Source organism: Pseudomonas sp. MF09156, from assembly GCF_059862305.1.
Window position 1 is genome coordinate 20,590 of the sequence record NZ_JCBCUR010000019.1, and the last position, 26,233, is coordinate 46,822.

The following is a 26,233-nucleotide window of genomic DNA, read 5'->3' on the forward strand; positions in this document are numbered from 1 at the left end:
CTGTCACTGAACGACCGCTATCGCAGGCAAGCCAGCTCCTACCAGGGATTGCATTCCAAAAGGGGACGTTACTTATCGCGAATCGAGAAATTCGCCATATGTTCCAGGCCCTTGATCAGCGCCGAATGGTCCCAGTTGCCGCCGCCAATCGCGGTGCAGGTGCTGAACACTTGCTGGGTGCCGGCGGTATTGGGCAGGTTGATCCCCAGCTCCTTGGCGCCGGCCAGGGCCAGGTTCAGGTCCTTCTGGTGCAGGTTGATCCGGAAACCCGGGTCGAAGGTGCCCTTGATCATCCGCTCGCCATGCACTTCGAGAATCTTCGAGGAGGCGAAGCCGCCCATCAGCGCTTCGCGGACCTTGGCCGGATCGGCGCCGTTTTTCGCGGCGAACAGCAGCGCTTCGGCCACCGCCTGGATGTTCAGGGCAACGATGATCTGGTTCGCCACCTTGGCGGTCTGGCCATCGCCATTGCCACCCACCAGGGTGATGTTCTTGCCCATGCTCTGGAAAAGGCCCAGGGCGCGTTCGAAGGTCTGCGGCTCGCCACCGACCATGATGCTCAGGGTCGCGGCCTTGGCGCCGACTTCACCGCCGGACACCGGTGCGTCGAGGTACTGCGCGCCAGTGGCGTTGATCTTGGCGGCAAAGGCCTTGGTGGCGGTGGGCGAGATCGAACTCATGTCGATCACCACTTTGTTCGGCGACAGGCCAGCCGCTACGCCGTCGGCGCGGAACAGCACGTCATCGACCTGGGGGGTATCGGGCACCATGACGATGATGAATTCCGCTTCCTGGGCCACTTGCTGCGGGTTGGCCAGGGCCACGGCACCGGCGGCGACCAGCTCGGCGGGCGCCTTGCCGTGGTGCTCGGAGAGGAACAGTTGGTGACCTGCTTTCTGCAGGTTCGCGGCCATGGGTTGGCCCATGATGCCGGTGCCGATAAAGCCGATTTTAGCCATGATGAAGTCCTCTTTTTATTCGTTATGCAGGTTTTGCACTGCCCCCGTGGGAGCTGGCTTGCCTACGATGGCGCCACCTGGGTATGCCTGATACACCGAGGTGTCTGCATCGCAGGCAAGCCAGCTCCTACAGGTTTTTATGGTGTTGGTCAGATCGCGTTATGGCTCTTGAGCCAGCCAAGACCAGCCTCGGTAGTGGTCAACGGCTTGTACTCACAGCCGACCCAACCCTGATAGCCAATGCGCTCCAGATGCTCGAACAGGAACCGGTAGTTGATTTCACCGGTGCCCGGCTCGTTGCGCCCCGGGTTGTCCGCCAGCTGGATATGGTTGATCTGATCCAGGTGCGTGGCCATGGTGCGGGCCAGGTCGCCTTCCATGATTTGCATGTGATAGATGTCGTACTGCAGGAACAGGTTGGCGCTGCCCACCTGTTCGCGAATCGCCAGGGCCTGTGCGGTGTTGTTCAGGTAGAAGCCGGGAATGTCGCGGGTGTTGATCGCTTCCATCACCAGCTTGATGCCCACCGCTTGCAGCTTGTCGGCTGCGTACTTGAGGTTGGCGACGAAGGTTTTTTCCAGGGTGGCGTCGTCCACGCCGGCAGGGCGAATCCCCGCCAGGCAGTTGATCTGGGTATTGCCCAGTACCTGGGCGTAGGCGATGGCCAGGTTGACCCCAGCGCGAAACTCCTCGACCCGGTCCGGGTGGCAGGCCAGGCCGCGCTCGCCGCTGGCCCAGTCACCGGCCGGCAGGTTGAACAGCACTTGGGTCAAGCCGTGGGCGTCGAGCTGCGCCTTGATTTCGGCGGAGCTGAACTCATAGGGGAACAGGTATTCCACCCCGCTGAAACCGGCATCGGCGGCGGCTTTGAAGCGGGCGAGAAAGTCCTGTTCGGTGAACAGCATGGACAGGTTGGCGGCAAAACGCGGCATGGGGTTCTCCTTAATCGAGCAATGAAATGGCAGTGGGTGCGTCGTTGCCCACCAGTGCCAGATCTTCGAATTCATTGACGGCGTTGATCTCGGTGCCCATGGAAATATTGGTCACGCGCTCCAAGATGATCTCGACAATCACCGGCACCTTGAACTCTTCGATCATTTCCTGGGCCTTGCGCAGCGCGGGCTGGATCTGGCCCGGCTCGAACACACGCAGGGCCTTGCAACCCAGGCCTTCGGCGACGGCAACGTGGTCGACGCCATAACCGTTGAGTTCCGGGGCGTTGAGGTTGTCGAAAGACAACTGTACGCAGTAGTCCATTTCAAACCCGCGTTGGGCCTGGCGGATCAGCCCCAGGTAGGAGTTGTTCACCACCACGTGGATGTACGGCAGCTTGAACTGCGCGCCCACGGCCAGCTCTTCGATCATGAACTGGAAGTCATAGTCGCCGGACAGCGCCACTACCTTGCGGCTCGGGTCGGCCTTGACCACGCCCAGCGCAGCGGGGATGGTCCAGCCCAGCGGGCCGGCCTGGCCGCAGTTGATCCAGTGGCGTGGCTTGTAGACGTGCAGGAACTGCGCACCGGCAATCTGCGACAGGCCGATGGTGCTGACGTAGCAGGTGTCTTTGCCGAACACCTGGTTCATCTCTTCGTACACCCGTTGCGGCTTAACCGGAACGTTGTCGAAGTGGGTCTTGCGGTGCAGGGTGGCTTTGCGCTGCTGGCAATCGTGCAGCCAGGCGCTGCGGTCCTTGAGCTTGCCGGCGGCTTTCCACTCGCGGGCCACTTCGATAAACATCGTCAGCGCGGCACCGGCGTCGGACACGATGCCCAGGTCCGGGGTGAACACCCGACCGATTTGCGTCGGTTCGATGTCGACGTGAATGAACTTGCGACCCTCGGTGTACACCTCCACCGAGCCGGTGTGACGGTTGGCCCAACGGTTGCCGACACCCAGGACCACGTCGGACTTGAGCATCGTAGCGTTGCCATAACGGTGCGAGGTTTGCAGGCCGACCATGCCCACCATCAGCGGGTGATCGTCGGGAATGGTGCCCCAGCCCATCAGCGTCGGGATCACCGGGATACCGGTCATCTCGGCGAATTCCACCAACAGTTCGCTGGCGTCGGCATTGATCACGCCGCCACCGCTGACCAGCAGCGGGCGCTCGGCCTGATCGAGCATCGCCAGGGCCTTCTCGATCTGGATCCGCGTGGCCAGTGGCTTGGCCAGGGGCAGTGGCTGGTAGGCGTCGATGTCGAACTCGATCTCGGCCATCTGCACATCGAATGGCAAGTCGATCAGCACCGGGCCGGGGCGGCCGGAGCGCATTTCATAGAAGGCTTTCTGGAACGCATACGGCACCTGGCCAGGTTCCAGCACGGTGGTTGCCCACTTGGTCACTGGCTTGACGATACTGGTGATGTCCACGGCCTGGAAGTCTTCCTTGTGCATGCGGGCACGGGGCGCTTGCCCGGTGATGCACAGGATCGGGATCGAATCGGCCGAGGCGCTGTACAGGCCGGTGACCATGTCGGTGCCCGCCGGGCCCGAAGTGCCGATGCACACGCCGATATTGCCGGCCTTGGTGCGGGTATACCCCTCGGCCATGTGCGAAGCGCCTTCCACGTGGCGAGCGAGGACGTGATCGATGCCGCCGACCTTTTGCAGGGCCGAATACAACGGGTTGATCGCAGCGCCTGGGATGCCGAAGGCGGTATCTACACCCTCACGACGCATCACCAGGACAGCGGCTTCGATTGCTCTCATTTTGCTCATGGTTTTGGTGCCTCTTGCGTTTTGTAATTGTATACAAGTGGTGTTGCTTCAAAGTGTATTCACGGCGAGCTACGCAGGTCAATCCATTTTATTCTCGGGCCTGTGCATTCGTCGGAAGGCTTTTTAGCGGGAGTATTTCGACGTGTGGTGCGTATGTTTCGAAATATTGTATACAAAAAATAAATCTATTGTGTTCTATTTGTTGCATCCGGCTTCTGATCAATCAGAGCCCCAAGGCTTTCTCAATAACAAGATAAGGACGGCACCCATGAGCGCTCTAACCTTGAAAGTCGCAGTCAACCTGGTCAGCCAGGCCATCACCGCAGGCCGCACCATTGCCGCTGCACCGCTGACCATCGCAGTGCTCGACAGCGGCGGGCACCTGATCACCCTGCAACGGGAAGACGGCGCCAGCCTGCTGCGCCCGCAAATTGCTATCGGCAAGGCCTGGGGCGCGATTGCCCTGGGCAAGGGCTCGCGTTTGCTGGCGCTGGATGCCCAGCAACGGCCGGCATTTATCGCTGCACTGAACAGCCTGGGGCAGGGCGGCGTGGTGCCGGCGCCGGGCGGGGTGTTGATTCGGGATCAGGCGGGGGTGGTGCTGGGGGCGATCGGGATCAGTGGGGATACGTCGGATATTGATGAGCAATGCGCGATCAGCGCGATTGAAGGGGTGGGGTTGTTGGCGGATGCGGGGGTGAGTGCTTGATTTCTCCGGGCTTGTAAGAACCTCGTCGCGAGCAAGCCCGCTCCCACATTTTGACCTGTGAACTCGGTAAAAATGTGGGAGCTGGCTTGCCTGCGATGCAGGCGAATAGGTCTCAAGTCAAAGCCAAATGGCATCCCAAAGCGGGTAGTCACCATATTTTTTGACAAGTCCTGCTCTTAGAGGATTTGCGACGATGTATCGAGCGATGCCTTCAAGGCTTTCTTCCCGGCGCACAGCATGATCATAAAAGCCGGGTTGCCACAGGCGTCCCTGTCGACCAGCTACTGCATTGACCACCCGGGTGCTCTTGGATTTCACCTGGCGCATCAAATCGGCCAGAGAGCCCTTATCCAGTGAAATCAGCCAATGGAAGTGATCAGGCATGACTACCCAGGCCAGCGAAGTCGCTAACCCTTGCCTTTGAGCGATTATGAATTGCTGAACCACCAATCGACCTAATCTGAAATCCTCGAATATCGGGGTGCGATCCAGTGTATTGGTGGTGAGGTGATAGATTTGATTAGGTTCGTTGTAGCGCCCGATGCGCAGGCGGTTTGATGCAGGTAGGTCAGGCATTCCATTGCCCCTCTCCAGAAGGTGTTCTGAGAGGCTAGATCTGGGAGGCTGAGTTGGGTGAGCAGGCTTTTGGCAGGATGTGTCTGAGCGATGCTATCGCGGGCAAGCCCGCTCCCACAGTGGACTTTCGGTGTTTGTACATTTTGTGTCTGGCACGGGACCTGTGGGAGCTGGCTTGCCTGCGATAGCCACACCACAGTCCATCAGTCCGGCTCACACCCCTTCAACACCAACCGAATAATCGTCTGCGCCGCCGCTTCATAATCGGCCTCATCCAGCTTGGCCTTGCCGGTCACCGCCGAGATCTGCCAGTCAAAGTCTGCATAGGTCTGGGTCGCTGCCCAGATGCTGAACATCAGGTGATGAGGATCAATGGCGGCGATCAGGCCGCGATCGACCCAGCTCTGGATGCAATCGATATTGTGCTTGGCCTGGGCGTTGAGTTGCTGCACCTGCTCGGGGCTCAGGTGCGGGGCGCCGTGCATGATTTCGCTGGCGAACACTTTCGAGGCAAAGGGCAGGTCGCGGGAGATGCTGATTTTCGAGCGGATATAGCCGCTCAGCACCTGCTTGGGGTCACCGTCCGGGTTGAAGGGAGTGGAGGCGGCCAGGATTGGCTCGATGATGCTTTCGAGCACCTCGCGGTAGAGGTTGTCCTTGGACTTGAAGTAGTAATAAACGTTGGGCTTGGGCAGCCCGGCCTTGGCGGCGATGTCGCTGGTTTTGGTCGCGGCGAAGCCCTTGTCGGCAAACTCCTCGCTGGCAGCCCGCAGGATCAGTTCTTTGTTGCGCTCGCGAATGGTGCTCATAGACCAGATGATTCCTTGCCAGGACAGGCGGTTGCGCATGGTAGCACCGGCGATCCGCGCGCCTCAAGAATCTGCCCGCGACGCTTTGTACCACGCTATGCTGCGAAATATCCCACATTTAGGACGTCCGATTCATGGCAGGAAGCAGCTTGTTGGTATTGATCGATGACATCGCCGCCGTCCTCGATGACGTGGCCTTGATGACCAAAATGGCCGCCAAGAAAACCGCCGGGGTGCTGGGGGATGACTTGGCGCTCAATGCGCAGCAGGTTTCTGGTGTACGCGCCGAGCGGGAAATCCCGGTGGTGTGGGCCGTTGCCAAGGGCTCGTTTATCAACAAGCTGATCCTGGTTCCCGCCGCGCTATTGATCAGCGCCTTCGCGCCATGGGCGGTCACGCCACTGTTGATGCTCGGCGGCGCTTATCTGTGTTTCGAAGGCTTTGAAAAACTCGCCCATAAATTCCTGCACAGCAAGGCCGATGATCAGGCTGCACATGCCCAGTTGGTCGAAGCCGTGGCCGACCCCGCAACCGACCTGGTGGCGTTCGAGAAAGACAAGATCAAGGGCGCGATCCGCACCGACTTTATCCTCTCTGCCGAAATCATCGCCATCACCCTGGGCACCGTGGCTGATGCACCGTTGATGCAGCAAGTTATCGTGCTGTCGGGCATCGCTCTGGTCATGACCATCGGCGTGTACGGCCTGGTCGCCGGTATCGTCAAGCTCGACGACCTGGGCCTGTGGATGGCGCAAAAGCCCGGCCAACTGGTGCGCGATATCGGCAACGGGTTTGTACGAACCACACCGTACATGATGAAAAGCCTGTCGGTGATCGGCACGGCGGCGATGTTCATGGTCGGTGGCGGCATCCTGACCCACGGCGTGCCGGTGGTGCATCACTGGATTGAGAGTGTGAGCCAGAGCATCGGTGGCATCAGCTGGCTGATGCCGACCTTGCTCAATGCCATCGCGGGGATCATCGCCGGGGCGGTGGTGCTGGCGCTGGTGTCGGTGGCGAGCAAGGCGTGGCGTGCCTTGAGGGGTTAGGTGCTATTGCAACGCGCTGTAACCTTTTTCGCTGAATGCCTTGAGCAGTTGCGCTTCCGAGCCTGCTGAAACACTGCCGAACTGGCCGAAACCCTGAACGTGCTGATCGCTTTGCTGGCTCGGGCCCTGACGCTCCAAGCCTTCGCGGCCATCAATGTAGGTTGCCACTTGCGCCAGGTTATAGGCGGCGTTGGCGCGTGAGTCGGGGTTTCGATTGGCTGCGCCCCAATCGCCGGTTTGCTGCTTGAGCTGATTGATGAAGTTGCTCGCGAAAGGACCGTCTTGCTTGAGGATGTCCTTGAGGATCGGCGTGTCCTTGAAGATTTGTCCTGCGCTGCGATCATCGCCGGCCGGTCGACCATAGGCGCCTCTGGGGGCGTCCAGAGAAGGTTTTGTTGAGGCTTGGGACTCTGCGGCGGGAGTAGCGGGGGTGCTGGGTGCCGTGATGGGGGGTTGGGAAACCGATATCGTCATGTTGAAGTTCCACTGGAAAGTTCGAGGTGGGCAGAGTGTGGTCAGCCTGTTTTGTGTCGGGCTTATCTGCATGGGGGCCTGGACTTTAAGTGGCAAGGGTGTACGAACTGGTTCCGAGGGGGGGGCTGCTGACGGTTGAAAAAAAGGCCATCGAACGTTTCGATGGCCTTTTTTGCACGCTTGATAAAGTTACTCGGCAATCTGCAACTTACGCGACTCGGTATACACATACCGCACTTTTTCATACTCGAACGGCGAGTTCATCTGGCCGTAGCGAAAGCTCGTCTGGTAGCGCTTGTCCACCGCACGCAGGGCCCAGATTTCCGGGTGGTTGGAGCTGACTTCGGCGACGTTGAGGTAGTTGATCTGGGTTTCTGCGGTGTAGTCCACCAACAGGCCGCCGGTGTCGCGCAGGTTGGACGGGCCGAGGATCGGCAGGATCAGGTAGGCGCCGCCGGGAACGCCGTAGAAGCCCAGGGTCTGGCCGAAATCTTCGCTCTGGCGCGGCAGGCCCATGGCGGTGGCCGGGTCCCACAGGCCGGCGATGCCGAGGGTGGTGTTGACCAGCAGGCGGCCGGTGGTTTCCAGGGAGCGGTGGCCCTTGAGTTGCAGCAGGCTGTTCATCAGGTTGGGCACATCGCCCAGGTTGTTGAAGAAGTTGCTGACGCCGGTGCGCAGGAAGCTTGGGGTGACGTAGCGATAACCGTCGACCACCGGCAGGAATACCCATTGGTCGAAGCGATAGTTGAAGTGGTACACCCGACGGTTCCACGACTCCAGCGGGTCGTAGACGTTGAGGGCGTTGAGGGTCGAGCGCTCGAACTCGCGCTGGTCCAGGCCAGGGTTGAACTTGAGTTTGCTCAAGGGCTCCTTGAAGCCATCCTGGTCGACCACGGTCGGTGCGTGAGCCTTGCTGTTGTCCGCGTGGGCAACGCCTGCGCAGAGTAAGGCCGCAAGAAGCAGGAGATGTTTAGCCACGGAAGAACTCCAGCATGGCGTCGGCGTTGACGCGGTAATTGAGGTTGCCGCAGTGGCCGCCCAGTGGGTAGACGGTCAAGCGATCGCCGAAGGTCTTGCGCAGGAAGCCCAGGTCGCCGGGGCCGAGGATCACGTCGTCGGCGTTGTGCATCACGGCGATTTTCGGGCTGTCGCGCAGGTAATCCTCAAGGGCGTACAGGCTGACCTGGTCGATCAGTTGCAGCAGGCTGCCGCCGTCGGAGCGGGCGCGCCACATCGGGATCACTTGTTCGGTGAGGTAGCAGTCGAAATCACATTGCAGCGCACGCTTGAGGAACGGCGTGAGGCTGGTGCTTTCGGTAATCGGGTACTTGGGTGGGATGATCAGGCCGCGGCGGTTGATCAGGTCCGAGGTGAAGGCGATATCCGCCGCCGAGAAGCGGAACGAGGTGCCGATCAGCATCGCCATCTGCTCGTTGGTCAGGTGCTCCTTGGAGCTCTGGAAGTCGTAGAGCAGGGCGTCGTTGAGGTCGATGTAGCCTTTTTGCTGGAAGTAGCGGGTCAGTTTGTTCAACACCAGTTCATAGAAGGTGGTGCTGTTGTTGATGCCCTTGACCTCGGTCTGCACCAGTTTGTCGAGGTTGGTGATGGAGGTGTAGAGGTTGACCGGCGGGTTGAGCAGCAACACTTTCTTGAAGTTGAAGCTGCGGCGGGTTTCGTCCAGCTTGCTGACGAACGCTGCGTCCAGCGCGCCCAGGCTGTAGCCGGTGAGGTAGAAGTCGGTGACGGGCAACGAGGCGTTTTGCGCGCGTACGGCCTGCATCACGCGGTACATGTCCTCGGCGTCTTCCTGGGTGATGCCGGGCGTGGCAAAGCGCGAGGCGGCGCTGATGAAGTCGAAGCTGGTGGGCGATGACAATTGGACGACATGGTAGCCGGCCTTGTAGTACAGCTTTTTCAGGTATTCGTTGAGGCTGCTGTCAAAGCGTGCACCGGTGCCGGCGATCAGGAAGATCAGCGGCGCGGCGCGGTCTTGCTTGGCAATGCGGTAGGTGAGCTTCTTCACCGGCCAGAAGTTGTCGGGCAGGCTGAATTCACGCTCCGGGCGCATGGTCAGGGTGTAGTCGGACTGGTTGATGTCATCGATGGATGGCAGATCCGGCCGCAGGTCCGGTGGTGTCGTGGCGATGGTCGCCTCGAACGGGTTGGTCAAAGGGTAGCCATAGCTGGCCGGATCGACATCGACCGCCAGTGCTGACGCACTCAAAAAAAGGCCACCCAACAGGGCAGCGCAGCGCAAGGAACGGAGCATGACTAAATCCCTAAGAGGAAAACGTGCTGAATGAAGTTCGCAGGCTATGACCACCGCGCTATCGCCGAAGTGCCAGCCATCGGCACTAAATATCGGAAATAAGCGTAGGAATCGAGCTAATAGTAGCCAGACGATACACTTTGGCACGCTTTGATGAATAGTTATCTGTGTGCAGCCCTTGCCAATGGCCCCGGGGAGATTAAGCTGGGCGCCGTTTTCGCCTATCGGAGTGCCCTTATGTCCCCTCGTTTGCCGCTGATTCTGCTGCTGTTGGCCTTGCCGTTATGGCTGGCTGCCAGTTATGGCGCCCGTTATGGGTTTATGGAGGATGGGCAGTGGGTGGGCATCTGCGCCGAGGACGCCAGCCGCTGGGAGTGCCAGTTGCGGGCCAACCTGGGGCTGATGATCCACTTCAAGGTCATGGGCTGGGCGGCGCTGGTCACGTCGGTGCTCGCGTTTTTGCTGCCCGGCCGCGCGGGATGGGGCTTGGCGGTGCTGGGGCTGGCGTTCGGGATTCCGGCGCTGGCGTTGTACAACACCAATTTTGCGGTGTTTGCGTTGGTGATTGCCGGGTTGCGGTTGGTCAGGGCGGCTCGGGCTGTCTGATAGGGCCAACCGCAGGCAGCCAGCTCCCACATTTGAATGTATTCACAGATCAAAATGTGGGAGCGGTGCGATAGCGATCTCAGGCGTTGCGCACCCGCAGGCAACGCCACAAGGCTGCAACCATCAACCCACTGACCAGCGCCCAACCCAGGGCCTGCTGGTTCATCAAGCCTTCGCGATACAGCTGCGGGGCAATGCCGGCACCGATGATGAAGGTCAGCAGGGCAATTTCCCGGCGTGGCCCGTTGACCGGGCGCAACAGGTAAACCAGGGCTGGCAGTAGCAGGGCGGCGCTGGGGAAGCTGCGGTAACGCGGGTCGAATACCAGCGCCAGCATCATCACCGCCGTGGCGAACCCGGCAAATGCGATCAGCCAGCCGGCGCGTTGCTCCAGCCAGGCGAAAGCCCGGTCGCGCCAACCCTGGCGAGCGCTCAAGGCCAGGGCCCCATGGGCCAGCACCAACAGGTTAAGGGCCAGCAACAGCCCGGCCCAGATCCATTCATCAGTGAAACGCGCGGTCACCCGGGTCAGTTCGGCCCAACTGCCAATCGAACCCGCCGCGACCGCACCCAACAGCGGCAGCAACAGCGCGGCCCGGGTGCTGCGAACCCGTCCGCCGAGCGCCAGGGTGCCCAGCAGGATCAGCCCGCCAACGCCCAGCCATAGCGGCCAGTACGGCACGTTGGTGACTGGGCCTGCGAGGATGCCCTTGTCCTGGCGATCGGCGTCAAACAGGCCCCAGTAACCGCCAACCGCACCTTCGCTGGCGCGTTTCCACGGTTGGTCAAAGGCCTCGATCAGGTTGTAGTGCCAGCCATTGGCTTCGGCCATGGCGACAAAACCGCGAATGAACTTGGCTTCGTTGACTCTGCTCGGCACGGCGGTTTCCCGCTGGCGGCCTTCGCTGGGCCAGCCGGTTTCGCCAATCATCACGTCCTTGGGGGCGAAGCGGTTGCCGAAGGTCTGACGGATATCACCGACATGGCGCAGGGCCTGGTCGATGCCGGCAGGGTCATCTTCCCAATACGGCAACAGGTGGATGGTCAGGAAATCCACCGCCGGGGCGATTTCCGGGTGTTGCAGCCAGAACTCCCAGACGTCGGCGTAGGTGACCGGCTGCTGGATCTGGCTTTTGACCTTTTCGATCAGCTTCACCAGTTGCGTGGCGGTGATTTCCTTGCGCAGCAGCGCTTCATTGCCGACGATCACCGACGTGACCACGTCAGGGTTGGCGTTGGCCGAGGCGATCAGCAGGTCGACTTCCTTGGCATTGTCCACCGGGTTGCTGTTGATCCAGGCACCGATCATCAACTTCAGGCCGTGTTTGCGCGCCAGGTCCGGCAGGGCTTCGAGGCCGGTCATGGAGTAGGTGCGGATGCACTCAAAGCGCGTGGCCAGCAGTGCCAGGTCGGCGTCCATGCGCTCGGGGCGCAGTTTGAACGGCTGGTCGAACGGCGATTGGTCCTTGTCGAAGGGCGTGTAGGACGCGCATTGCAGCTTGTGGCTGGCGCTGGCCACATCCGGCAGTACCACTGGCTGGCCGAGGCCATACCAGTAGCCACCGAGTGCGAACAGGCCGAGCAGCAAGGCAAATATATAAGGCAGGAAGGGGAAACGGGCAGTCGCGGTCATGGTCAGGCCGTGTAGGAGCAAAGGCGCGCATCTTACCTGCATTTGCCGGTTTTCAGTGGAGCCGCATAATTTTGACATGCAAAGTTCGAGCGGGATTTTGACGCGAGTTCCTACAAATTGTCCTGCTGGCTTTGTGATGTCGTTTCTTGCTCCGCTGAGGTCGTAGTCAGAGCAGGTCCGCAGGGGCGGCAGGTTGATGATCCAAAGGCACCACCTGACAACAGGTTGACGTCGCTCGGCATCCGCCGGGCGCAGCACTTTCGGGGAAGCACTATGAAGATGCGACGACTCTTGGGCGCAGCTGCCACGTTGGTAGTTGCGATGGGTTCCACACTGGCCAGCGCCGACAGCAAGACCCTGAGCATCGGCTATGTGGACGGCTGGTCGGACAGTGTCGCCACCACCCACGTGGCGGCTGAAGTGATCAGGCAAAAGCTCGGCTATGACGTGAAACTGCAGGCGGTTGCCACCGGGATCATGTGGCAGGGCGTGGCCACCGGCAAGCTCGACGCCATGCTTTCGGCCTGGCTGCCGGTGACCCATGGTGAGTACTGGACCAAGAACAAGGACAAGGTGGTCGACTATGGCCCCAACTTCAAGGATGCGAAGATCGGCTTGATCGTGCCGGAGTACGTCAAGGCCAAGTCCATCGAGGACTTGAAGACCGACACCACCTTCAAAAACAAGATCGTGGGCATCGATGCCGGTTCAGGCGTGATGCTCAAGACCGACGAAGCCATCAAGCAATACGGCCTGGACTACAAGCTGCAAGCCAGTTCCGGGGCGGCAATGATCGCCGAATTGACCCGTGCCGAAGACAAGCAAGACTCCATCGCAGTGACCGGCTGGGTGCCGCACTGGATGTTCGCCAAGTGGAAACTGCGCTTTCTTGATGATCCCAAAGGCATCTATGGCGCCGCCGAGACGGTTAATAGCATCGGCAGCAAGGGCCTGGAAAAGAAAGCCCCGGAAGTCGCGGCGTTCCTGAAGAAATTCCAGTGGGCCTCCAAGGATGAAATCGGCGAAGTCATGCTGGCCATCCAGGAAGGTGCCAAGCCTGATGTGGCGGCCAAGGATTGGGTGGCCAAACACCCTGAGCGTGTGGCCGAGTGGACCGCTCCGTAACACCCCCAAAAACGGTGGGAACGCACTTTGTGTAGGAGCGGGCTTGCCCGCGATTACGGTGGGTCAGTTGATGGGTACCTGACTGATTCACCGCCATCGCGGGCAAGCCCGCTGCCACATAAGCTCGCTCGCGCAATTGTTTCTAGCCCCTGCCAAACCCTCGCTACACTGGTTCTAAGACTAAGGTCGTCTGGAACCTGTCCTGCAGCCGCATACAGTGGATACGTTCCAATAATAAAAAAGCTGTGCTGCGAGGATAAAAACAATGAACGACAGCATTTACCTCTCGATTCAAAACAGCCCGCGCTTCAAGGAGCTGGTGAGAAAAAGGGAAAAGTTCGCCTGGATTCTCTCGGCGATCATGCTTGGGCTGTACTCCGGATTTATCCTGTTGATCGCCTATGGACCGCAAGTCCTGGGCGCCAAGATCAGTCCTGAATCGTCCATAACCTGGGGAATCCCTATCGGGGTCGGGCTGATTGTCTCGGCCTTCGTTCTCACAGGCATCTACGTGCGACGCGCCAATGGCGAATTCGACGACCTGAACAATGCGATTCTCAAGGAGGCTGCGCAATGATCCGTCGTCTATTGGCTGTATTCGGCGCTTCGCTTTTTGCTCCTGCCGTTTGGGCGGCGGACGCATTGACCGGTGAAGTGCACAAGCAACCGCTGAACATTGCGGCGATCCTGATGTTTGTCGCCTTTGTCGGCGCAACATTGTGCATTACCTACTGGGCGTCCAAACGTAACAACTCGGCGGCCGACTACTATGCCGCTGGTGGCAAGATCACCGGTTTCCAGAACGGCCTGGCGATTGCTGGCGACTACATGTCGGCGGCGTCCTTCCTGGGGATTTCCGCGCTGGTGTTCACCTCTGGCTACGATGGCCTGATCTACTCGATCGGCTTCCTGGTGGGCTGGCCGATCATTCTGTTCCTGATCGCCGAGCGCCTGCGTAACCTGGGCAAGTACACGTTTGCCGACGTGGCGTCCTACCGCCTCGGGCAAACCCAGATCCGCAGCCTGTCGGCTTGCGGTTCGCTGGTGGTGGTGGCGTTCTACCTGATCGCGCAGATGGTCGGCGCGGGCAAGCTGATCCAACTGCTGTTCGGCCTTGATTACCATGTGGCGGTGATCCTGGTGGGTATCTTGATGTGCCTTTATGTGTTGTTCGGCGGCATGCTGGCCACCACCTGGGTGCAGATCATCAAGGCAGTGCTGCTGCTGTCCGGTGCCTCTTTCATGGCGCTGATGGTGATGAAGCACGTCAACTTCGACTTCAACATGCTGTTCTCCGAGGCGATCAAGGTTCACCCTAAAGGTGAGGCGATCATGAGTCCTGGCGGCCTGGTGAAAGATCCGATCTCGGCGTTCTCCCTGGGCCTGGCCCTGATGTTCGGTACCGCTGGCCTGCCACATATCCTGATGCGCTTCTTCACCGTGAGTGACGCTAAAGAAGCCCGCAAGAGCGTGCTGTATGCCACAGGCTTCATCGGCTACTTCTATATCCTGACCTTTATCATCGGCTTCGGCGCGATTCTGCTGGTCAGCACCAACCCGGCGTTCAAGGATGCAGCAGGCGCTCTGTTGGGCGGTAACAACATGGCGGCGGTGCACCTGGCCAACGCGGTGGGCGGCAGTATCTTCCTGGGCTTCATCTCGGCCGTGGCGTTTGCCACCATCCTCGCGGTGGTTGCCGGCTTGACCCTGGCCGGTGCTTCGGCGGTGTCCCATGACCTGTATGCCAGCGTGATCAAGAAGGGCAAGGCCAACGAGAAGGATGAGATTCGCGTGTCGAAGATCACCACTATCGCCCTGGCAGTCCTGGCGATTGGCTTGGGTATCCTGTTCGAAAGCCAGAACATTGCGTTCATGGTCGGCCTGGCGTTCTCCATTGCTGCCAGCTGTAACTTCCCGGTGTTGCTGCTTTCCATGTACTGGAAGAACCTCACCACCCGTGGCGCGATGATTGGCGGCTGGCTGGGCCTGGTCAGCGCTGTTGGCTTGATGATCCTGGGTCCAACCATCTGGGTCTCGATCCTGCACCATGAAAAAGCGATCTTCCCGTACGAATACCCGGCGCTGTTCTCGATGATCATCGCGTTCGTGGGTATCTGGTTCTTCTCCATCACCGACAAGTCGGCGGCGGCGGTGAAAGAGCGTGCGCTGTACTTCCCGCAGTTTGTGCGTTCGCAGACTGGTCTGGGGGCGAGCGGGGCGGTTAACCACTAAGCTTGTAGCTCAATAAGAAATGCCCCGGTCGAAAGGCCGGGGTATTTTTTTGCCTGGGGTTCTGTGTTGCCTGGGCTATTGCTTTCGCGAGCAAGCCCGCTCCCACAGTTGACCGCGTTCATCCTTTGAAATGTGGTCAACTGTGGGAGCGGGCTTGCTCGCGAAAGCGGTCTGTAAGGCAGCACAAACAAAAACGGCCTCCACTAAGGGAGGCCGTTCTCAATGCAGCTAAGCAGTTGAATGCTTACTTGCGGTCTTCCAGCTTGGTAATGTCACGCGACTCGTAGCCGGTGTACAGCTGGCGCGGGCGGCCAATCTTGTACGGGCTGGAGAGCATTTCTTTCCAGTGGGAGATCCAGCCCACGGTCCGCGCCAGGGCGAAGATCACGGTGAACATGCTGGTTGGAATGCCGATCGCCTTGAGGATGATCCCCGAGTAGAAGTCGACGTTCGGGTACAGCGAGCGCTCGATGAAGTACGGGTCGGTCAGTGCGATCTCTTCCAGGCGCATGGCCAGTTCGAGTTGCGGATCGTTGTTGATGCCCAGTTCCTTCAGCACTTCGTCGCAGGTCTGCTTCATGACGGTGGCGCGCGGGTCGCGGTTCTTGTAGACCCGGTGGCCGAAGCCCATCAGCTTGAACGGATCGTTCTTGTCCTTGGCCTTGGCGATGAACTTGTCGATGTTGGACACATCGCCGATTTCATCGAGCATGGTCAATACGGCTTCGTTCGCACCGCCGTGGGCAGGGCCCCACAGTGCGGCGATGCCGGCGGCGATACAGGCGAACGGATTGGCACCCGAGGAGCCTGCCAGACGCACGGTGGACGTCGAGGCGTTCTGTTCGTGGTCGGCATGGAGGATGAAGATCCGGTCCATGGCCTTGGCCAGCACCGGGCTGATCGGTTTGATCTCGCACGGGGTGTTGAACATCATGTGCAGGAAGTTTTCCGCATACGTCAGGTCGTTGCGCGGGTACATCATGGGCTGGCCCATGGAGTACTTGTAAACCATTGCGGCCAGGGTGGGCATCTTCGCAACCAGGCGGATCGCGGAGATTTCGCGATGCTGCGGGTTATTGATGTCCAGGGAGTCGTGATAGAAGGCCGACAGGGCGCCGACTACACCGCACATGACGGCCATCGGGTGGGCGTCGCGACGGAAGCCGTTGAAGAAGGTCTTCAACTGCTCGTGAACCATGGTGTGGTTCTTCACGGTGCTGACAAACTGGGCCTTTTGCTCGGCTGTTGGCAATTCGCCATTTAGCAGCAGGTAGCAGGTTTCCAGGTAGTCCGATTTCTCGGCCAGTTGTTCGATCGGGTAGCCGCGATGTAGCAAAATGCCATTATCGCCATCGATATAGGTAATCTTCGACTCGCAAGAAGCGGTCGACATGAAGCCTGGGTCGAAAGTGAAACGGCCCGTGGCCGTCAGGCCCCGTACGTCGATAACATCGGGACCAACGGTGCCGGTTAAAATGGGCAGCTCGACGGGGGCTGCGCCCTCGATGATCAACTGCGCTTTTTTGTCAGCCATGTGGCCTCCTATTTATGCTTCAAATCATCAGACAGACCCCCCACGCAGGGCCCGCACCACTATATTGATATAAATCCAGATGTCAATTTGCCTAAAGTCTTGCCCCAGAAGGCTTTAACCGTACTTTTTCCTCGAAATTGCCTGCCGTTTACGCCTTTTATCCCGTCAGCGCAATCAGCTATTAGGGTGAGGAGCGCGCGTTGTCATTAGTAGCCTAACTGTCTATACTCGGCCACCGACCGCCAAGGGCTTTTGGGCTTGCTTTCATTGGGGGTCGCACTCCCTGGGTGGTGCTTACCTGACCAGTGCACTCCCCAACAACTTTGCCCTGATTGTTAGGGGCTCTTCAGTGTGAAAAAAAGCCGTGAATAGCCAACGACCTGTAAACCTAGACCTAAGGACCATCAAACTCCCCATCACCGGCGTTACGTCGTTCCTGCACCGTGTTTCCGGCATCATCCTGTTCCTGGGCTTGGGCATCATGCTTTATGCATTGAGCAAATCCCTGGGTTCCGAGGAAGGATACGCCGAGGTGAAGGCATGCTTGACCAGCCCGCTGGCCAAGTTCGTAGCATGGGGCCTCCTGTCCGCTCTGCTGTATCACCTGGTAGCCGGTGTGCGCCACTTGATCATGGACATGGGCATCGGTGAGACGCTGGAAGGCGGCCGCCTGGGCTCGAAAATCATCATCGCCATTTCCGTGGTGCTGATCGTTCTGGCAGGAGTTTGGATATGGTAACCAGCGTTACGAACCTTTCGCGTTCGGGCCTCTATGACTGGATGGCACAACGAGTGTCTGCGGTCGTTCTCGCGGCTTATTTCATTTTCCTGATCGGGTACCTCGTTGCAAACCCTGGCATTGGCTACGCCCAATGGCACGGTCTGTTCTCCCACAACGGGATGCGTATCTTCAGTCTGCTCGCCCTTGTGGCCCTGGGCGCTCACGCCTGGGTCGGCATGTGGACCATCGCGACCGACTACCTGACGCCGATGGCGCTGGGCAAGTCCGCGACTGCAGTACGTTTCCTTTTCCAGGCAGTATGCGGCGTCGCGATGTTCGCTTACTTCGTCTGGGGTGTGCAGATTCTCTGGGGTATCTGATTCATGGCTAACATTCCAACGATTTCTTTTGACGCCATCATTATTGGTGGTGGCGGCGCCGGCATGCGCGCTGCACTGCAGCTGGCCCAGGGCGGTCACAAGACAGCCGTGATCACCAAGGTGTTCCCGACCCGTTCCCACACCGTATCGGCCCAGGGTGGCATCACCTGCGCCATCGCTTCTGCGGATCCGAACGATGACTGGCGCTGGCACATGTACGATACCGTCAAGGGTTCCGACTATATCGGTGACCAGGACGCTATCGAGTACATGTGTCAGGAAGGCCCGGCTGCGGTATTCGAGCTGGACCACATGGGTCTGCCGTTCTCCCGCACCGAACAGGGGCGTATCTACCAGCGTCCATTCGGCGGCCAGTCCAAGGATTACGGTAAAGGCGGCCAGGCTGCCCGTACCTGCGCGGCATCCGACCGTACCGGTCACGCACTGCTGCACACCCTTTATCAGGGCAACCTGAAAGCCGGCACCACGTTCCTGAACGAGTACTACGCAGTTGACCTGGTGAAGAACCAGGACGGCGCATTCGTCGGCGTGATCGCTATCTGCATCGAAACCGGTGAAACCACCTACATCCGCGCCAAGGCTACCGTTCTGGCGACTGGCGGTGCAGGTCGTATCTATGCTTCGACCACCAACGCCCTGATCAACACCGGCGACGGCGTTGGCATGGCCCTGCGTGCAGGCGTTCCGGTACAAGACATCGAAATGTGGCAGTTCCACCCAACCGGCATCGCCGGCGCCGGTGTACTGGTTACAGAAGGCTGCCGTGGTGAAGGCGGTTACCTGATCAACAAGCACGGCGAGCGTTTCATGGAGCGTTATGCTCCGAACGCCAAGGACCTTGCCGGTCGTGATGTGGTTGCCCGTTCGATGGTTAAAGAAATCATCGCCGGCAACGGTTGCGGCCCGAACGGCGACCACGTGATGCTCAAGCTCGATCACCTGGGCGAAGAAGTGCTGCACAGCCGCCTGCCAGGTATCTGCGAACTGTCCAAGACTTTCGCACACGTTGACCCGGTAGTTGCTCCAGTACCAGTAGTTCCAACTTGCCACTATATGATGGGCGGCGTGCCGACCAACATTCATGGCCAGGCGATCACCCAGAACGCCGAAGGCGTGGACGAGATCATCCATGGTCTGTTCGCTGTAGGCGAAGTGGCTTGCGTATCGGTTCACGGTGCCAACCGTCTGGGCGGCAACTCGCTGCTCGACCTGGTGGTATTCGGCCGCGCTGCCGGCCTGCACCTGGAAAAAGCCCTGACCGACGGCATCGAATACGATGACGCGACCGACGCCAATATCGAGGCTGCCCTGGCTCGCCTGAACGCGCTGAACGAGCGCACTGATGGCGAAGACGTAGCAACCCTGCGTCGCGAGCTGCAAAGCTGCATGCAGAACTACTTCGGTGTATTCCGTACTGGCGAATACATGCAGAAGGGTATTGCCCAGCTGGCTGACCTGCGCAAGCGGATCGCCAACGTCAAGATCAACGATAAGAGCCAGGCGTTCAACACCGCTCGTATCGAAGCCCTTGAGCTGCAAAACCTGCTGGAAGTGGCTGAAGCGACTGCGATTGCCGCCGAGGTTCGTAAAGAATCCCGTGGTGCCCACGCTCGTGAAGACTTTGAAGATCGCGATGACGAAAACTGGTTGTGCCACACCCTGTACTTCCCGGGTGACAAGCGCGTAACCAAGCGTGCCGTGAACTTCTCGCCGAAGACGGTTCCGACGTTTGAACCGAAGATTCGGACTTACTAAGGGTGGCTGCCATGTTGAAAGTCAGTGTTTATCGCTACAACCCTGATCAGGACGCTGCGCCGTTCATGCAGGAATTTGAGGTCGATACCGGTGGTAAAGACCTGATGGTGCTGGATGTGCTGGCCCTGATCAAAGAGCAGGACGAAGGTTTCTCCTATCGTCGCTCTTGCCGTGAAGGTGTCTGCGGCTCCGACGGCATGAACATCAACGGCAAAAACGGCCTGGCTTGTGTCACGCCGCTGTCGGCCGTGGTCAAGAAGAACAAGCTCGTTGTACGTCCACTGCCAGGTTTGCCGGTTATCCGTGACCTGGTCGTCGATATGAGCATCTTCTACAAGCAATACGAGAAGGTGAAGCCATTCCTGCAGAACGACACGCCGGCTCCGGCCATCGAGCGTCTGCAGTCCCCGGAAGAGCGCGAGAAGCTCGATGGTCTGTACGAGTGCATCCTGTGCGCTTGCTGCTCGACTTCTTGCCCGTCCTTCTGGTGGAACCCGGACAAGTTCCTGGGTCCAGCTGCACTGCTGCAAGCCTATCGCTTCCTGGCAGACAGCCGTGACACCAAGACGTCCGAGCGTCTGGCTTCACTGGATGACCCGTTCAGCGTATTCCGCTGCCGCGGGATCATGAACTGCGTCAACGTATGTCCCAAAGGCCTGAACCCGACTAAGGCCATTGGTCACATCCGGAACATGCTGCTGCAAAGCGGCGTGTAAGACGTTGTAGTAAAAGCAGGACCGTTGTGCCCGTAAATGCTACGGCGCAGGCTTCAACCGGCGCCGTAGTTTTAACTTGAGCAGCGACTTACAAAGCCGCAGCTCTTATTTTGAAGAAATGAGACAAGCAGGGGCATTCGGGTTGGTACCCGAACTATCAGCGTGATCCTAAGTGGCTTGTTTTGGTCGCTGCACTTGGCCTTTTGCAAGCAAACTCGGTGTTTTCGCCGGTGGTGTCCCCAAATCGAGGGTGACCAAGCATGCAAGAAAGCGTGATGCAGCGCATGTGGAACAGCGGCTATCTTTCAGGTGGTAACGCTGCCTATGTGGAAGAGCTTTATGAGCTCTACCTGCACGACCCTAACGCTGTGCCAGAAGAATGGCGCACCAAATTTCAGACGTTGTCTTCAGACGGCAACGCTGCCACCGATGTATCGCATGCAACAATTCGCGATCAATTTGTGCTGCTGGCAAAGAACCAGCGCCGCGCCCAGCCGGTTTCCGCCGGGAGCGTGAGCAGTGAGCACGAGAAGAAGCAAGTTGAAGTATTGCGACTGATCCAGGCCTACCGTATGCGTGGCCACCAGGCAGCCCAGCTTGATCCGCTGGGGCTGTGGCAGCGTCCTGCACCTGCAGACCTGTCGATCAATCACTACGGCTTGACCAATGCCGATCTTGATACGATTTTCCGTGCCGGCGACCTGTTCATCGGCAAAGAGGAAGCGAGCCTACGCGAAATTCACGAAGCGTTGCAGCAGACATATTGCCGCACCATCGGCGCTGAATTTACGCACATCACCGATTCCGAGCAGCGCCACTGGTTCCAGCATCGCCTGGAAGGCGTGCGTGGCCGTCCGGTGCTGTCTGCCGATGTACGTGGCCACCTGCTTGAGCGCGTCACCGCTGCCGAAGGCCTTGAAAAATACCTGGGCACCAAATACCCGGGCACCAAGCGTTTCGGTCTGGAAGGCGGCGAGAGCCTGATTCCGATGCTTGACGAGCTGATCCAGCGTTCCGGTTCCTACGGCACCAAGGAAATCGTGATCGGCATGGCTCACCGTGGTCGCCTGAACGTGTTGGTCAACACCTTCGGCAAGAACCCGCGCGAGCTGTTCGACGAGTTCGAAGGCAAGAAGAAGGTCGAGCTGGGTTCCGGTGACGTTAAATACCACCAGGGCTTCTCGTCCAACGTGATGACCACCGGTGGTGAAGTCCACCTGGCCATGGCGTTCAACCCATCCCACCTGGAAATCGTTTCTCCAGTGGTCGAGGGTTCGGTACGTGCTCGCCAGGATCGTCGCAACGACTCCACCGGTGAGAAGGTTCTGCCGATTTCCATCCACGGTGACGCGGCATTCGCCGGTCAAGGCGTGGTCCTGGAAACGTTCCAGATGTCGCAGACTCGCGGCTTCAAGACCGGCGGTACCATTCACATCGTCATCAACAACCAGGTGGGTTTCACCATCAGCAATCCGCTGGACGCACGCTCTACCGAGTACGCGACCGACGTTGCCAAGATGATCCAGGCGCCGATCCTCCATGTGAATGGGGATGATCCGGAAGCCGTATTGTTCGTGACCCAACTGGCCATTGACTACCGCATGCAGTTCAAGCGTGACGTGGTCATCGACCTGGTTTGCTACCGCCGTCGCGGTCACAACGAAGCGGATGAGCCTAGCGGCACCCAGCCGTTGATGTACCAGCAGATCTCCAAGCAGCGCACCACCCGTGAGCTGTACGCCGAAAGCCTGACCAAGGCCGGCGTGCTGGATGAAGCGCGTGTTCAGGCGAAAATCGATGAGTACCGCAACGCGCTGGACAACGGTCTGCATGTAGTAAAAAGCCTGGTCAAAGAACCGAACAAAGAGCTGTTCGTGGACTGGCGTCCATACCTGGGCCACGCCTGGACTGCGCGCCACGACACTTCGTTCGATCTGAAAACCCTGCAGGAACTGTCCGCCAAGCTGCTGGAAATCCCGGAAGGCTTCGTGGTACAGCGCCAGGTTGCGAAGATCTACGAAGACCGTCAGAAGATGCAAGCCGGCGGCCTGCCGATCAACTGGGGTTACGCTGAAACCATGGCGTACGCGACCCTGGCGTTCGAAGGTCACCCGATCCGCATGACCGGCCAGGACATCGGCCGTGGTACGTTCTCGCACCGTCACGCGGTATTGCACAACCAGAAAGACGCGGGCACCTACATCCCGTTGCAGCACTTGTATGAAGGCCAGCCACGTTTCGACTTGTACGATTCGTTCCTGTCCGAAGAGGCCGTACTGGCGTTCGAATACGGTTACTCGACCACCACGCCTAACGCGCTGGTGATCTGGGAAGCCCAGTTCGGCGACTTCGCCAACGGTGCCCAGGTGGTTATCGACCAGTTCATCACCAGCGGCGAGCACAAGTGGGGCCGTCTGTGCGGTCTGACCATGTTGCTGCCACACGGTTATGAAGGTCAGGGTCCTGAGCACTCCTCGGCCCGTCTGGAGCGTTACCTGCAGTTGTGCGCCGAGCACAATATCCAGGTGTGCGTGCCGACTACCCCGGCCCAGATCTACCACTTGCTGCGTCGCCAGGTGATCCGCCCGCTGCGCAAGCCGCTGGTAGTGCTGACTCCGAAATCGCTGTTGCGTCACAAATTGGCCATCTCGACCCTGGAAGATCTGGCCGATGGTTCGTTCCAGACCGTTATTCCGGAAATCGACACCCTGGATGCAGCCAAGGTCACTCGCCTGATCCTGTGCAGCGGCAAGGTTTACTACGACTTGCTGGAAAAACGTCGTGCCGAAGGCCGCGAAGACATCGCCATCGTGCGTATCGAGCAGCTTTACCCGTTCCCGGAAGATGACCTGATGGAGGCCATTGCGCCTTACACCAACCTCACCCATGTGGTGTGGTGTCAGGAAGAACCGATGAACCAGGGCGCGTGGTACAGCAGCCAGCATCACCTGCGTCGCAGCATCGGCAACCACAACAAGGCCCTGGGCCTGGAGTATGCCGGTCGTGATGCTTCTGCTGCACCTGCGTGTGGTTATGCGTCGATGCACGCCGAGCAGCAGGAAAAACTGCTGCAAGATGCTTTCACTGTTTAACGCCTTCGCGCTGACTGAAACCGAATTTTAAGGACCCACAGATAATGGCTATCGAAATCAAAGCCCCGTCATTCCCGGAATCGGTTGCCGATGGCACCGTTGCCACCTGGCACAAGAAACCAGGCGAGGCCGTCAAGCGTGACGACCTGATCGTCGACATCGAGACTGACAAAGTCGTCCTGGAAGTGTTGGCCGAAGCCGACGGCGTCCTGGGCGCCATCGTTGCCGAAGAAGGTGCAACCGTCCTGTCCAACCAGGTACTGGGCTCGATCGAAGCGGGCAGCGCTGCCGCCGCCGCTCCAGCCGCCGCTGCTGCTGCTCCGGCTGCTGCACCTGCTGCTGCCGCTCCGGCTGCTGGTGGTGAAGATCCAATCGCTGCACCGGCTGCGCGTCAGCTGGCTGAAGAAAACGGCATCAACCTGGCTTCCATCAAAGGCACTGGCAAAGACGGCCGTGTGACCAAGGAAGACGTGGTTGCTGCTGTTGAAGCCAAGAAAAACGCTCCGGCTGCCGCACCTGCCAAGGCTGCTGCCCCGGCTGCCGCTGCGCCTGTGTTCGCCGCTGGCGACCGCACCGAGAAGCGCGTGCCAATGACCCGTGTGCGTGCCACCGTGGCCAAGCGCCTGGTTGAAGCACAGTCGAACATGGCGATGCTGACCACTTTCAACGAAGTCGACATGACTGAAGTCATGGCCCTGCGTTCGAAGTACAAGGATCTGTTCGAGAAGTCCCACAACGGCGTGCGCCTGGGCTTCATGTCGTTCTTCGTGAAAGCGGCCACCGAAGCGCTGAAGCGTTTCCCGGCAGTCAACGCTTCCATCGACGGCAGCGACATCGTTTACCACGGTTATGCAGACGTCGGCGTTGCCGTCTCCAGCGACCGTGGCCTGGTGGTACCGGTCCTGCGTAACGCCGAACTGATGAGCCTGGCTGAAATCGAAGGCGGCATCGCTGGCTTCGGCAAGAAAGCCCGTGACGGCAAGCTGACCATCGACGAGATGACCGGCGGTACCTTCACGATCACTAACGGTGGTACTTTCGGTTCGATGATGTCGACCCCGATCGTCAACCCGCCGCAAGCTGCGATCCTGGGCATGCACAACATCATCCAGCGTCCGATGGCCATCAACGGCCAGGTCGTGATCCGTCCGATGATGTACCTGGCGCTGTCCTACGATCACCGCCTGATCGATGGTAAGGAAGCCGTTACGTTCCTGGTGACCATCAAGAATCTGCTGGAAGACCCGGCTCGCCTGCTCCTGGATATCTGATAGAAGCAGCTTCAAGTTGCGGGCTACAAGCTGTAGGAAAAATCAGCTTGGCTTGCAGCTTGGAGCTAAAAGCTTGTCGCAAATAGAGGATCTATTTTCATGACACAGAAATTTGACGTTGTAGTGATCGGTGCGGGCCCTGGCGGCTACGTGGCCGCCATCAAGGCCGCACAACTGGGCTTCTCGACTGCGTGCATCGAAAAATACACTGACAAGGAAGGCAAACTGGCCCTGGGCGGTACCTGCCTGAACGTCGGTTGCATTCCTTCCAAGGCGCTGCTGGACAGCTCCTGGAAATTCCACGAAGCCCAGGACGGTTTTGCCATCCACGGCATCAACCACGCTGGCGTGACCATGGACGTGCCAGCAATGGTCGGCCGCAAGGCCAACATCGTCAAAGGCCTGACCTCTGGCGTTGCTACCCTGTTCAAGGCCAATGGCGTCACTTCCCTGCAAGGTCACGGCAAACTGCTGGCCGGCAAGAAAGTTGAAATCACCAAGCCAGACGGTTCGACCGAAATCATCGAAGCCGAGAACGTGATCCTGGCTCCAGGTTCGCGTCCAATCGACATTCCACCGGCTCCTGTTGATCAGAACGTGATCGTCGATTCGACCGGCGCCCTGGAATTCCAATCGGTACCGAAACGCCTGGGCGTGATTGGCGCTGGCGTAATCGGCCTGGAGCTGGGTTCGGTCTGGTCCCGCCTGGGTTCGCAAGTGACCGTGCTGGAAGCCCTGGACACGTTCCTGCTGGCTGCCGACACCGCGGTGTCCAAAGAAGCGCTGAAAACCCTGACCAAACAAGGTCTGGACATCAAGCTGGGCGCACGCGTGACCGGTTCGAAAGTCAACGGCGAAGAAGTTGTCGTGACCTACACCGACAAGGATGGCGAACAGACCATCACTTTCGACAAACTGATCGTTGCCGTTGGTCGCCGTCCAGTGACCGCTGATCTGCTGGCCTCTGACAGCGGCGTGACCATCGACGAGCGTGGTTTTGTCCACGTCGACGATCACTGCGCTACCACCGTGCCTGGCGTCTATGCCATCGGTGACGTGGTTCGCGGCATGATGCTGGCACACAAGGCATCCGAAGAAGGCATCATGGTGGTTGAGCGCATCAAGGGTCACAAGACCCAGATGAACTACGACCTGATCCCTTCGGTTATCTACACCCACCCGGAAATTGCATGGGTCGGCAAGAACGAACAGCAGTTGAAAGCTGAAGGCGTTGAAGTTAACGTCGGCACCTTCCCGTTTGCCGCTTCTGGCCGTGCCATGGCAGCGAACGACACTGGCGGTTTTGTCAAAGTCATCGCTGATGCCAAGACTGACCGCGTACTGGGTGTCCACGTAATTGGCCCAGGCGCAGCAGAACTGGTTCAGCAGGGCGCTATCGGTATGGAATTCGGCACCAGCGCCGAAGACATCGGCATGATGGTTTTCTCCCATCCGACCCTGTCTGAAGCGCTGCACGAAGCCGCGTTGGCAGTGAATGGCCATGCCATCCACATTGCCAACAAGAAGAAGCGCTAAGCGAGATAATAAGAAACCACGGCGGTTGCCCGTCGTGAGCCTTGCGCG

At 59.2% G+C, this 26,233-nt stretch carries 23 protein-coding genes; 13 read left to right on the top strand and 10 right to left on the bottom strand.

The annotated features are described in order from the left end of the window. Window positions 1–68 precede the first annotated feature (68 nt). From AC19YY_RS26550 to gcl, 3 genes are all read right to left on the bottom strand, one after another. On the bottom strand, window positions 69–959 hold the full coding sequence (locus AC19YY_RS26550; RefSeq protein ID WP_500605116.1) for a 2-hydroxy-3-oxopropionate reductase: 891 nt from the start codon (window positions 957–959) through the stop codon (window positions 69–71). Window positions 960–1,108: 149 nt separating this feature from the next. Continuing rightward, entirely contained in the window at window positions 1,109–1,891 is a 783-nt protein-coding gene (gene hyi, locus AC19YY_RS26555; RefSeq protein WP_169956451.1) for a hydroxypyruvate isomerase, read from the bottom strand. Window positions 1,892–1,901: 10 nt separating this feature from the next. Further along, window positions 1,902–3,677 carry a glyoxylate carboligase gene (gene gcl, locus AC19YY_RS26560; RefSeq protein WP_500605117.1) on the bottom strand — a complete coding sequence of 592 codons (1,776 nt, stop codon included), beginning with the start codon at window positions 3,675–3,677 and terminating at the stop codon, window positions 1,902–1,904. Window positions 3,678–3,945: 268 nt separating this feature from the next. On the opposite strand from gcl, the gene AC19YY_RS26565 reads away from it, so the two are divergent. Next, entirely contained in the window at window positions 3,946–4,386 is a 441-nt protein-coding gene (locus AC19YY_RS26565) for a GlcG/HbpS family heme-binding protein (protein WP_170056975.1), read from the top strand. Between the two features lie 117 nt (window positions 4,387–4,503). Here the strand turns inward: AC19YY_RS26565 and AC19YY_RS26570 are convergent, their stop codons facing one another. After that, on the bottom strand, window positions 4,504–4,962 hold the full coding sequence (locus AC19YY_RS26570; protein ID WP_169956455.1) for an REP-associated tyrosine transposase: 459 nt from the start codon (window positions 4,960–4,962) through the stop codon (window positions 4,504–4,506). Window positions 4,963–5,165: 203 nt separating this feature from the next. Then, complete coding sequence (locus AC19YY_RS26575) at window positions 5,166–5,771, bottom strand: TetR/AcrR family transcriptional regulator (protein ID WP_029292641.1); 606 nt, start codon at window positions 5,769–5,771, stop codon at window positions 5,166–5,168. A 134-nt stretch (window positions 5,772–5,905) separates the two neighbouring features. Here AC19YY_RS26575 and AC19YY_RS26580 point away from each other — a divergent pair, with 134 nt between their 5' ends. Then, a complete protein-coding gene (locus AC19YY_RS26580) occupies window positions 5,906–6,820 on the top strand; it encodes a DUF808 domain-containing protein (RefSeq protein WP_169956457.1) in 915 nt (304 codons plus the stop codon). A 3-nt stretch (window positions 6,821–6,823) separates the two neighbouring features. On the opposite strand, the gene AC19YY_RS26585 is transcribed toward AC19YY_RS26580, so the two are convergent. The 3 genes from AC19YY_RS26585 to AC19YY_RS26595 form a co-directional block, all read right to left on the bottom strand. Then, complete coding sequence (locus tag AC19YY_RS26585) at window positions 6,824–7,294, bottom strand: hypothetical protein (RefSeq protein ID WP_170056978.1); 471 nt, start codon at window positions 7,292–7,294, stop codon at window positions 6,824–6,826. 189 nt (window positions 7,295–7,483) lie between these two features. Next, window positions 7,484–8,272 (bottom strand): MlaA family lipoprotein, encoded by a 789-nt coding sequence (locus AC19YY_RS26590; protein ID WP_169956463.1) that lies wholly within the window; start codon window positions 8,270–8,272, stop codon window positions 7,484–7,486. Then, window positions 8,265–9,563, bottom strand: coding sequence for a serine/threonine protein kinase (locus AC19YY_RS26595; RefSeq protein WP_170042640.1), 1,299 nt, complete (start codon window positions 9,561–9,563; stop codon window positions 8,265–8,267). Before AC19YY_RS26595 ends, AC19YY_RS26590 begins: the two co-directional genes overlap by 8 nt. Before the next feature lie 237 nt (window positions 9,564–9,800). On the opposite strand from AC19YY_RS26595, the gene AC19YY_RS26600 reads away from it, so the two are divergent. Beyond that, on the top strand, window positions 9,801–10,169 hold the full coding sequence (locus AC19YY_RS26600; RefSeq protein ID WP_170042641.1) for a hypothetical protein: 369 nt from the start codon (window positions 9,801–9,803) through the stop codon (window positions 10,167–10,169). A gap of 79 nt (window positions 10,170–10,248) precedes the next feature. Here AC19YY_RS26600 and AC19YY_RS26605 read toward each other — a convergent pair whose 3' ends face one another. Next, window positions 10,249–11,802 (bottom strand): glycoside hydrolase family 17 protein, encoded by a 1,554-nt coding sequence (locus AC19YY_RS26605; protein ID WP_500605118.1) that lies wholly within the window; start codon window positions 11,800–11,802, stop codon window positions 10,249–10,251. Window positions 11,803–12,075: 273 nt separating this feature from the next. Between AC19YY_RS26605 and AC19YY_RS26610 the strand changes: the two genes are divergently transcribed. From AC19YY_RS26610 to AC19YY_RS26620, 3 genes are all read left to right on the top strand, one after another. Beyond that, window positions 12,076–12,927: a glycine betaine ABC transporter substrate-binding protein gene (locus AC19YY_RS26610; RefSeq protein ID WP_170042643.1), complete on the top strand. Its 852-nt coding sequence runs from the start codon at window positions 12,076–12,078 to the stop codon at window positions 12,925–12,927. 265 nt (window positions 12,928–13,192) lie between these two features. After that, window positions 13,193–13,504: a DUF485 domain-containing protein gene (locus AC19YY_RS26615; RefSeq protein ID WP_029292656.1), complete on the top strand. Its 312-nt coding sequence runs from the start codon at window positions 13,193–13,195 to the stop codon at window positions 13,502–13,504. Further along, a complete protein-coding gene (locus tag AC19YY_RS26620; protein WP_133714242.1) occupies window positions 13,501–15,159 on the top strand; it encodes a cation acetate symporter in 1,659 nt (552 codons plus the stop codon). Before AC19YY_RS26615 ends, AC19YY_RS26620 begins: the two co-directional genes overlap by 4 nt. A 244-nt stretch (window positions 15,160–15,403) precedes the next feature. Here the strand turns inward: AC19YY_RS26620 and gltA are convergent, their stop codons facing one another. Beyond that, window positions 15,404–16,693: a citrate synthase gene (gltA, locus tag AC19YY_RS26625; RefSeq protein ID WP_003222994.1), complete on the bottom strand. Its 1,290-nt coding sequence runs from the start codon at window positions 16,691–16,693 to the stop codon at window positions 15,404–15,406. Between the two features lie 364 nt (window positions 16,694–17,057). Here gltA and sdhC point away from each other — a divergent pair, with 364 nt between their 5' ends. The 7 genes from sdhC (at window position 17,058) to lpdA (ending at window position 26,185) form a co-directional block, all read left to right on the top strand. After that, window positions 17,058–17,432 carry a succinate dehydrogenase, cytochrome b556 subunit gene (gene sdhC / locus AC19YY_RS26630; protein WP_003172804.1) on the top strand — a complete coding sequence of 125 codons (375 nt, stop codon included), beginning with the start codon at window positions 17,058–17,060 and terminating at the stop codon, window positions 17,430–17,432. After that, the gene (gene sdhD / locus AC19YY_RS26635; protein WP_029292670.1) at window positions 17,426–17,794 is read left to right on the top strand and encodes a succinate dehydrogenase, hydrophobic membrane anchor protein; all 369 of its coding nucleotides are present in this window, start codon (window positions 17,426–17,428) and stop codon (window positions 17,792–17,794) included. Before sdhC ends, sdhD begins: the two co-directional genes overlap by 7 nt. Window positions 17,795–17,797: 3 nt before the next feature. Further along, window positions 17,798–19,570: a succinate dehydrogenase flavoprotein subunit gene (gene sdhA / locus AC19YY_RS26640; RefSeq protein WP_076963916.1), complete on the top strand. Its 1,773-nt coding sequence runs from the start codon at window positions 17,798–17,800 to the stop codon at window positions 19,568–19,570. An 11-nt stretch (window positions 19,571–19,581) separates the two neighbouring features. Beyond that, window positions 19,582–20,286, top strand: coding sequence for a succinate dehydrogenase iron-sulfur subunit (locus tag AC19YY_RS26645; protein ID WP_169956472.1), 705 nt, complete (start codon window positions 19,582–19,584; stop codon window positions 20,284–20,286). A 260-nt stretch (window positions 20,287–20,546) separates the two neighbouring features. After that, a complete protein-coding gene (locus tag AC19YY_RS26650) occupies window positions 20,547–23,378 on the top strand; it encodes a 2-oxoglutarate dehydrogenase E1 component (protein ID WP_169956474.1) in 2,832 nt (943 codons plus the stop codon). 44 nt (window positions 23,379–23,422) lie between these two features. After that, entirely contained in the window at window positions 23,423–24,649 is a 1,227-nt protein-coding gene (gene odhB, locus AC19YY_RS26655) for a 2-oxoglutarate dehydrogenase complex dihydrolipoyllysine-residue succinyltransferase (protein ID WP_170056980.1), read from the top strand. A 99-nt stretch (window positions 24,650–24,748) separates the two neighbouring features. After that, a complete protein-coding gene (lpdA, locus tag AC19YY_RS26660) occupies window positions 24,749–26,185 on the top strand; it encodes a dihydrolipoyl dehydrogenase (RefSeq protein WP_169956478.1) in 1,437 nt (478 codons plus the stop codon). Window positions 26,186–26,233: the final 48 nt, after the last annotated feature.